Source organism: Hansschlegelia beijingensis (assembly GCF_045505405.1).
Taxonomy (GTDB): Bacteria; Pseudomonadota; Alphaproteobacteria; order Rhizobiales; family Methylopilaceae; genus Methylopila; species Methylopila beijingensis_A.
Genome location: NZ_JBJKEX010000138.1, coordinates 1 through 7,419 on the forward strand (window position 1 = coordinate 1; position 7,419 = coordinate 7,419).

The following is a 7,419-nucleotide window of genomic DNA, read 5'->3' on the forward strand; positions in this document are numbered from 1 at the left end:
TCCGACGACCTGACCTTCATGCGGCTCGACCGCGACTTCAATCAGCTTGTGGCTACGTCCGCGCGCAACGAGTTCGCCAGCCGCGCGATGGCGAACATGACCGCGCGTCCGGCCCGCTTGCCGTTCGCGACCGTCCTGCAGGCGATCGCCCCGACCGCCTCCTCGATCTCGAACGCGGCCTCGCGGCCCTTGCCGGCCATGGCCTCCATCAGCCCGAGCAGCGTCGCCGCGCCGACCGTCGGATGGCCGGCGAAAGGCAGCTCGCGGTGCGGCGTGAAGATCCTCAGGCGCGCCTTGCGGGCTTCGTCCTCCGACGGCAGCAGGAACACCGTCTCGGACAGGTTGAACTCGCGGGCGATCCGCTGCATCGCCGCGCCGTCGAGGCCGGATGCGTCCAGCACCACGGCGAGCGGGTTTCCGGCGAGTGCGGCGTCGGTGAAGACGTCGAGGATGACATAGAGGCGGGACATGTGGGCTCGGTTAGCACGCTGACCGGTCGTGAAGAAGGCCGTTCGAATGCGTGGCCTGCGCTTAACCGGGCCGAAGGGGAAGGCGGGCTATAGAGAGAACGCCCCCGCAGGAGGCGGCGGCGCGTCGGAGTAGTCCCCATGAGCCTGGAACGCAGCTCTCAGCTTGAATGGATCAGCCCCGAGGCCGGGGCGCTCTCCCTCGACCCTCTGGTGCCGGCCCCCGGCCAGCTCGCCGCTCAGGACTTCCTTCAGGTCACGCGCGTCGGCTTCTCGGCGCGTGAAAACCGCTGGAAGTGGACCGGCTTCCGCGGCGCCCGCGCCCCGCACGGCTTCGAGGGCGTGTCGGCCAGCCGCGAGGCGGCGCGGCTGGCGGCCGAACAGGCCTATTTCGCCGACTGAGTCCCGCCTCAGTAGCCGATCGCGGCCTCGAGCGGGCCCTTCGGCAGCGGCACCAGGAACCAGACCTCGAACATCATGAACGAGATGGCGGCGATCGAGAGCGACACGCCGGCCGCCTTCCAGAGGGCGAACCGCCCGAACAGGATCATGAAGCCGGCGATGTAGATCGCCGACGCCACATAGATCCCGATCCAGGTCGTCGCGGCCACGTAGACCACGGCCGGGATGAAGATCGCCATCATCCGCATGAAGCCCGGCCGGGTGGTCAGCGTCTCCTCGCCCTCCGGCGGGAGCGCCACGGCGCGGGCGAGGTTCACGGCGCTCGCAAGCGCCATGACCACGGCGATGTAGAACGGGAAGTAGCCGGGGGCCGGCCCCTCGTTCGGCCGCCAGTTGAAGCCGAGCCGCACGCTGTCGGCGATCACGACCGCGGAGGCGACGAGGAACAGCAGCGCCACGCCTATGTCGGCCGCGCGGGTGCTGACCAGCGGGCGTTCTTCCTGGACTTCTGGGGCGTGGCTCATGGCTGCCTTGTCGTCTCCGCTCAGTCGTGTCGGGTCACTGCGCCTGCGCGAGGAAGCCGGCTTCCTGCATCAGCTCGCGGTGCTTCTTCTCGGTTTCCGTGAGCCAGGCCTCGAACTCCGGCCCGCTCATCGTGGTCTCGTTGAACGCGCCCTTGTCCATGAAGGCCTTCCAGTCCTCGGTCGCCATCACCTTCTTGAACAGGTCGACATAGAAGGCGACCTGCTCGTCCGTCGCGCCGCTCGTCGTGAAGATGCCGCGCAGCATCTGGTATTCGACCGGCAGCCCCGCCTCGGCGCAGGTCGGGATGTCGCTCCAGGCCATGTCCTCGGTGATCTTCCCGGTGTGGGTCGAGCGCTTGGAGTCGAAGATGCACAGCGGCTTGAGCTGCTTGCCGCGCCACTGCGCGACCGCCTCGATCGGGTTGTTCACGCTCGAGTCGATGTGCCCGCCGACGAGCTGGACAGCGACCTTTCCGCCGCCGTCATACGGGATGTAGGTGAACTTCTTGCCGTCGGTGTGCCGCTCGATCGCGGCGGTGATGATCTGGTCTTCCTGCTTGGAGCCGGTGCCGCCCATCTTGAACTGGCGGTCGGGCGCGGCCTTCACGGCGTCGATATAGGCCTTGGCGTCCGGATAGTTCTTCTCGGCGTTGGTCCACAGCACGAACTGGTCGAGCGCCAGCATCGAGACCGGCTTCATGTCCTTCCAGTTGAAGGGGGCGCCGGTGCCCATCGGGGTGGTGAACAGGTTCGACAGCGTGATGATGATCTTGTGCGGATCCCGCGCCGAAGCCTTCATCTCCAGGAAGCCTTCGGCTCCTGCGCCGCCGCCCTTGTTGAGCACGACGACGGGCTTGTTCATCAGGTTGTTCTTCTGGATCACGCCCTGGATGAAGCGCGCCATCTGGTCCGCGCCGCCGCCGGTGCCGGCCGGGATGACGAAGGTGACCGCCTTGGTTGGCTCCCAGGCGGCCGCCGCGGGGCCGGCCGCGAGGCCGAGCGCGGCGCCGAGCACCAGGGCCGAGGCTTTCAGAGAACGAACGGACATCTCATTTCTCCTGGATCGCCGCTTGTGGTCGCGGCTTGTCTCGACACGTCGCGCGCAGTTCGGCCGGGCCCTCACGCGGGCGTCGCGACCGGTCCGCCTCGCCATTTTCCAAGAACCGCCTGGACGAGCGGCCAGAACGCCAGCACGAGGCCGAGCGTCATGATCCCGCCGCACAGCCAGTTCGACCAGAACACCGTGACGTCGCCCTGCGAGCTCAACATCGCCTGACGGAAGGAGCTCTCCGCCTGGTCGCCGAGCACCAGCGCGAGGACCAGCGGCGGCAGCGGGTAGCCGAGCTTGGTGAACAGGTAGCCCATGACGCCGAACACCAGCATCATCCAGACGTCGAACATCGCGTTGTTCACCGTGTAGGCGCCGATGGCGCAGATCACGACGATCACCGGAGCGATGATCGAGAACGGCACGCGCAGGATGGCCGCGAAGAACGGCACGCAGGTCAGGACCAGCACCAGGCCGACGAGGTTGCCCATGTACATCGAGGCGATCAGGCCCCAGACGAAGTCCTTTTGCTCGACGAACATCAGCGGCCCGGGCTGCAGGCCCCAGATCAGCAGACCGCCGAGCAGCACGGCGGCGGTCGGCGAGCCCGGGATGCCGAGCGTGAGCATCGGCAGCAGCGCGGCGGTGCCGGCGGCGTGGGCCGCCGTCTCGGGCGCCACGACGCCTTCCAGCTCGCCCTTGCCGAAATTCCGGCCGTTCTTCGAGAAGCGCTTGGCGAGGCCGTAGCCCATGAAGGAGGCCGGCGTGGCGCCGCCCGGCGTGATGCCCATCCAGCAGCCGACGATGCAGCTGCGCAGGAAGGTGAAGGTCATCCGCGGCAGCTGCCGCCAGGTGCGGATCACCGCGTCCATCTTCAGCTTGGCGTGCGCGCCGCGGAAGCTCAGCCCTTCCTCCATGGAGGACAGGATCTCGCCGATGCCGAACAGGCCGATGACCGCGACCAGGAACTTGAAGCCGTTCAGCAGCTCCTCATGGCCGAAGGTCAGCCGGAGCGTGCCGGTGACGCCGTCGAGCCCCACCGAAGCGAGCGCGAAGCCGAGGCACATCGAGGCGAGCGTCTTGAAGGGCGAGCCGCGCCCCATGCCGAGGAAGCTCGCGAATGTCAGGAACTGGACCGCGAAGAACTCCGCTGGTCCGAAGCGCAGCGCGAACTTGGCGATCACGGGCGCGAGGAACGTGATCAGGATGACGGCAAAGATCGCCCCGATGAAGGAGGAGGTGAACGCGCCGACCAGCGCCTCGTCGGCCTTGCCGCGCATCGCCATGGGGTGGCCGTCGAAGGTGGTCGCCACCGACCATGGTTCGCCGGGTATGTTGAACAGGATCGCCGTGATCGCGCCGCCGAACAGCGCCCCCCAGTAGATGCTGCTCAGCATGATGATCGCCGAGGTCGGCTCCATCGAGAAGGTGAGGGGCAGCAGGATCGCGACGCCGTTCGCGCCGCCGAGTCCCGGCAACACGCCGATGATCACGCCCAGCACGATGCCGACGACCATCAGCATCATGTTGTAAGGCGTGATGGCGACTGCGAAGCCGCCGAGCAGCGCGCTGATTTCCTCCATGCGGGTCCCCCGACCTTCCTATTGCGGGGCCTGCCCGCCGCCCGAATCCGTCGCCAGGTATGCCAGATGGCGACGAATTGTTGTCCGCTGACACGAGGACTGCCGCCACTAACCTTTTGTCTTAGTACTTACGAGTGTTCGGCCGATCACTACTGCGGAAACACTTCGCCCGGCACGGTTATTCGCTCCGGCGCTCTACGCGCCGGAGGGTTGAGGGAATCGCCGTGGGCTTCGGACAGCGGGTGGAGACGCGGGGACGCCGCACCGCCTCACTTTTCTGTGTGGTGGCGCTTTGGCGTCCCCGCGGACGGATTGGCCGCTCTTCTCCCTCCCTCGCAGAGGAGAGGGTGGACGGGCCAAGCCCGGCCGGGTGGGGTGCGTGCAGGATCGGGCGCCCGAACCTCCGCGTCACGCCCGCCCCTCCAATGTGTGCGGCTTTGTCGGGCGGCGCGTCGCGCGGTAGATTTCCCGGCCAGCGGAGAAGGCCATGAAGATCCAGCGCAACGGAACGATCGCCGCGACGGCGGGTTCGCCGGACTACTTCACCGGAGCCGTTCGGATCGAGGGCCGCTTTCAGGCGCCTGCGCCGGCGCGCGTCTCGGCCGCCACCGTCAGCTTCGAGCCCGGCGCCCGCACCGCCTGGCACACCCATCCGCTCGGCCAGACCTTGATCGTCGTCTCCGGCCTCGGCTGGGCGCAGCGCGAGGGCGGCCCGGTCGAGGAGATCCGGCCCGGCGACGTGGTGTGGTTCGCGCCCGGAGAGAAGCACTGGCACGGCGCGACCGCGACCAGCGCCATGAGCCACGTCGCGATCGGCGAAGCGCAGGACGGCAGGGTCGTCGACTGGCTCGAGCAGGTGACTGACGCGGATTACGCGCGCGGCCCGGAGAGCCAGCGGGGCTGAGCCGGCGCAAGGCCGGCCCGCCGTTCAGCCCGCGCGGCGGGCCTCCTCGCGGACCGGCAGGCGCCAGTTCGGCCGGATGAAGTGGCAGGTGTAGCCGGCCGGGAAGCGCTCCAGATAATCCTGATGCTCCGGTTCGGCCTCCCAGAACGGGCCCGCGGGCGCGACCTCCGTCACGACCTTGCCGGGCCACAGGCCCGAGGCGTCGACGTCCGCGATGGTCTCCTCCGCGACGCGCTTCTGCTCGTCGTCGAGATAGAAGATCGCCGACCGGTAGCTCAGGCCGAGGTCGTTGCCCTGCCGGTTTTTGGTGGTGGGGTCGTGGATCTGGAAGAAGAACTCCAGCATCCGCCGGAAGCTGGTGACGGCCGGATCGAACACGATCTCGATCGCCTCGGCGTGCGTGCCGTGGTTGCGGTAGGTGGCGTTGGGGACGTCGCCGCCGGTGTAGCCGACCCGGGTGGCGACCACCCCCGGCTGCTTGCGGATCAGGTCCTGCATCCCCCAGAAACATCCCCCTGCGAGGATCGCGCGTTCTGTGGCAGTGGTCATCGCCGGCTCCTCGGGTTGATCGATGAGCCCAATATCGGGCGGCGCCGGCGGTTTTTCAAAAGACGCGCGTTGTTCCGGCCGGGCATGAGGGCAGGGAGGACGCGATGGAGGCCGATTTCTGGCGCCGGCGGTGGCGCGACAACGCGATCGGGTTCCACCGCGCCTCGCCCAACCCGCTGCTGCTCAGGCATTTCGGGGCGCTCGGGGCGGCGCCGGGGGCGCGGCTGTTCCTGCCGCTGTGCGGCAAGACCCTCGACATCCGCTGGCTGCTCGCGAACGACTGCCGGGTGGTCGGCGTGGAGCTGGTCGAGACCGCCGTGGAGCAGCTGTTCGCGGAGCTCGGCGTCGAGCCGGCGATCGAGCCCGCCGGGCCGCTGAGACGCTACAGCGCGCCCGGCGTGGACGTGTTCGCCGGCGACGTCTTCGCGCTGACCTGCGAGACGCTCGGCTCGGTGGAGGCGGTCTATGACCGCGCGGCCCTGGTGGCGCTGCCCAGGGCCGACCGCGCCCGCTACGCCGCGCATATCACCGCGATCACGAGAGGCGCTCCGCAATTGCTCGTCACCCTCGTCTATGACCAGACGCGGGCGGACGGGCCGCCCTTCTCGGTCGACGAGCAGGAGGTGAGGGCGCTCTACGGCGCCTCCTACGGCGTCACCCTGCTCGAGAGCGCGGACGACCCTGCCGGCATGAAGGGCAAGTTCCCGGCGACCGAGAAGGTCTGGCTGCTGAGCTAGCCTCCGACCGCGCGGGGCCTGGCGTAGAGGTCGGCGTAGCGGTCGCGCAGCACGTTCTTCTGGACCTTGCCCATCGTGTTGCGGGGCAGTTCGTCCACGAACACCACACGCTTCGGCTGCTTGTAACGCGCGAGCCGCCCTTCGAGCGCCGCGAGCACGCCGGCCTCATCGACCGCATGTCCCTGGACCGGGACCACTACCGCCGTGACGCCTTCGCCGAAGTCCGGATGCGTGACGCCGATCACCGCGCTCTCCACCACGCCCGGCAACTGGTCGATCTCGAGCTCGACCTCCTTCGGGTAGATGTTGTAGCCGCCGGAGATCACGAGGTCCTTGCCGCGCCCGACGATCCACACATAGCCGCGCTCGTCGATACGGCCGAGATCGCCGGTGATGAAGAAGCCGTCGGGGCGGAACTCGGCCTGGGTCTTCTCCGGCATGCGCCAGTAGCCCTTGAAGACGTTCGGCCCCTTCACCTCGATCATGCCGACCTCGCCGACGGGCAGCGGCGCGCCGCTCTCCGGGTCCGCCACCCTGAGCGAGACGCCCGGCAGCGGGAAGCCGACCGCGCCCGCGATCCGCTCGCCCTCATAGGGGTTCGAGGTGATCATGTTGGTCTCGGTCATGCCGTACCGCTCGAGGATCTTCTGCCCCGTCCGCTCTTCGAACGCCCGGTGGGTCTCGGCGAGCAGGGGCGCCGACCCGGAGACGAACAGGCGCATCCCGGCGGTCGCCTTGCGGGTCAGGCCGGGCTGCTGGAGCAGCCGCACGTAGAAGGTGGGCACGCCCATCAGCACGGTCGCGCGCGGCATCGCGGCGATCACCGAGGCGGCGTCGAAGCGCGGCATGAAGATCATCGAGGCGCCGGCCGCCAGCACGATGTTGGTCGCGACGAACAGCCCGTGCGTGTGGAAGATCGGCAGCGCGTGGATCAGCCGGTCCTCGCGCGAGAACCGCCACAGCTCCTTCAGGGTGAGCGCGTTCGACAGCAGATTGTGGTGGCTCAGCATCGCGCCCTTGGAGCGCCCGGTGGTGCCTGAGGTGTAGAGGATCGCCGCAAGGTCGTCCGGCCCGCGCGCGACGTCCTCGAAGCGGTCGGACGCCTGGGCTGTCTTTCAAGAACCGGGGCGACCTCACGATTCTGGTCGAAGGCGACAAGCGCCTCTTCAACCAGTACGGCGTCATGCTCGTGAACCCCGAAAAGC

General features: G+C 68.5%; 8 protein-coding genes and 2 pseudogenes. 4 read left to right on the plus strand and 6 right to left on the minus strand.

All coding sequences use genetic code 11. The features are described from left to right. Positions 1 to 41 precede the first annotated feature (41 nt). The gene (locus tag ACIKT0_RS10175; protein ID WP_407105240.1) at positions 42 to 470 is read right to left on the minus strand and encodes a PhzF family phenazine biosynthesis protein; all 429 of its coding nucleotides are present in this window, start codon (positions 468 to 470) and stop codon (positions 42 to 44) included. 138 nt (positions 471 to 608) lie between these two features. Here ACIKT0_RS10175 and ACIKT0_RS10180 point away from each other — a divergent pair, with 138 nt between their 5' ends. Then, positions 609 to 869, plus strand: coding sequence for a hypothetical protein (locus ACIKT0_RS10180; RefSeq protein ID WP_407105241.1), 261 nt, complete (start codon positions 609 to 611; stop codon positions 867 to 869). A gap of 8 nt (positions 870 to 877) precedes the next feature. On the opposite strand, the gene ACIKT0_RS10185 is transcribed toward ACIKT0_RS10180, so the two are convergent. The 3 genes from ACIKT0_RS10185 to ACIKT0_RS10195 form a co-directional block, all read right to left on the minus strand. Beyond that, positions 878 to 1,393, minus strand: a complete 516-nt coding sequence (locus tag ACIKT0_RS10185; protein ID WP_407105242.1) for a tripartite tricarboxylate transporter TctB family protein — start codon at positions 1,391 to 1,393, stop codon at positions 878 to 880. A gap of 34 nt (positions 1,394 to 1,427) precedes the next feature. Next, entirely contained in the window at positions 1,428 to 2,441 is a 1,014-nt protein-coding gene (locus tag ACIKT0_RS10190; RefSeq protein ID WP_407105243.1) for a tripartite tricarboxylate transporter substrate binding protein, read from the minus strand. 71 nt (positions 2,442 to 2,512) lie between these two features. Then, positions 2,513 to 4,024: a tripartite tricarboxylate transporter permease gene (locus ACIKT0_RS10195; RefSeq protein WP_407105244.1), complete on the minus strand. Its 1,512-nt coding sequence runs from the start codon at positions 4,022 to 4,024 to the stop codon at positions 2,513 to 2,515. 487 nt (positions 4,025 to 4,511) lie between these two features. Here ACIKT0_RS10195 and ACIKT0_RS10200 point away from each other — a divergent pair, with 487 nt between their 5' ends. Next, the gene (locus ACIKT0_RS10200) at positions 4,512 to 4,928 is read left to right on the plus strand and encodes a (R)-mandelonitrile lyase (protein WP_407105245.1); all 417 of its coding nucleotides are present in this window, start codon (positions 4,512 to 4,514) and stop codon (positions 4,926 to 4,928) included. 24 nt (positions 4,929 to 4,952) lie between these two features. Here ACIKT0_RS10200 and msrA read toward each other — a convergent pair whose 3' ends face one another. Further along, positions 4,953 to 5,477 carry a peptide-methionine (S)-S-oxide reductase MsrA gene (gene msrA, locus ACIKT0_RS10205; protein ID WP_407105246.1) on the minus strand — a complete coding sequence of 175 codons (525 nt, stop codon included), beginning with the start codon at positions 5,475 to 5,477 and terminating at the stop codon, positions 4,953 to 4,955. Between the two features lie 104 nt (positions 5,478 to 5,581). Here msrA and tmpT point away from each other — a divergent pair, with 104 nt between their 5' ends. After that, on the plus strand, positions 5,582 to 6,214 hold the full coding sequence (gene tmpT, locus ACIKT0_RS10210) for a thiopurine S-methyltransferase (protein ID WP_407105247.1): 633 nt from the start codon (positions 5,582 to 5,584) through the stop codon (positions 6,212 to 6,214). On the opposite strand, the pseudogene ACIKT0_RS10215 reads toward tmpT, so the two are convergent. Further along, positions 6,211 to 7,305 (minus strand): annotated as a pseudogene (locus ACIKT0_RS10215) (AMP-binding protein); the annotation flags it as partial. The gene tmpT and the pseudogene ACIKT0_RS10215 sit on opposite strands and share 4 nt — an antisense overlap. Between ACIKT0_RS10215 and ACIKT0_RS10220 the strand changes: the two are divergent. Further along, positions 7,305 to 7,419: pseudogene (locus tag ACIKT0_RS10220) on the plus strand (tungsten ABC transporter substrate-binding protein); the annotation flags it as partial. The pseudogenes ACIKT0_RS10215 and ACIKT0_RS10220 sit on opposite strands and share 1 nt — an antisense overlap.

What these genes read in the sequence shown, in the direction of transcription:
- ACIKT0_RS10175 (WP_407105240.1), bottom strand. Translation starts at nt 470, where the DNA reads ATGTCCCGCCTCTATGTCATCCTCGACGTCTTCACCGACGCCGCACTC.
- ACIKT0_RS10180 (WP_407105241.1), top strand. Translation starts at nt 609, where the DNA reads ATGAGCCTGGAACGCAGCTCTCAGCTTGAATGGATCAGCCCCGAGGCC.
- ACIKT0_RS10185 (WP_407105242.1), bottom strand. Translation starts at nt 1,393, where the DNA reads ATGAGCCACGCCCCAGAAGTCCAGGAAGAACGCCCGCTGGTCAGCACC.
- ACIKT0_RS10190 (WP_407105243.1), bottom strand. Translation starts at nt 2,441, where the DNA reads ATGTCCGTTCGTTCTCTGAAAGCCTCGGCCCTGGTGCTCGGCGCCGCG.
- ACIKT0_RS10195 (WP_407105244.1), bottom strand. Translation starts at nt 4,024, where the DNA reads ATGGAGGAAATCAGCGCGCTGCTCGGCGGCTTCGCAGTCGCCATCACG.
- ACIKT0_RS10200 (WP_407105245.1), top strand. Translation starts at nt 4,512, where the DNA reads ATGAAGATCCAGCGCAACGGAACGATCGCCGCGACGGCGGGTTCGCCG.
- msrA (WP_407105246.1), bottom strand. Translation starts at nt 5,477, where the DNA reads ATGACCACTGCCACAGAACGCGCGATCCTCGCAGGGGGATGTTTCTGG.
- tmpT (WP_407105247.1), top strand. Translation starts at nt 5,582, where the DNA reads ATGGAGGCCGATTTCTGGCGCCGGCGGTGGCGCGACAACGCGATCGGG.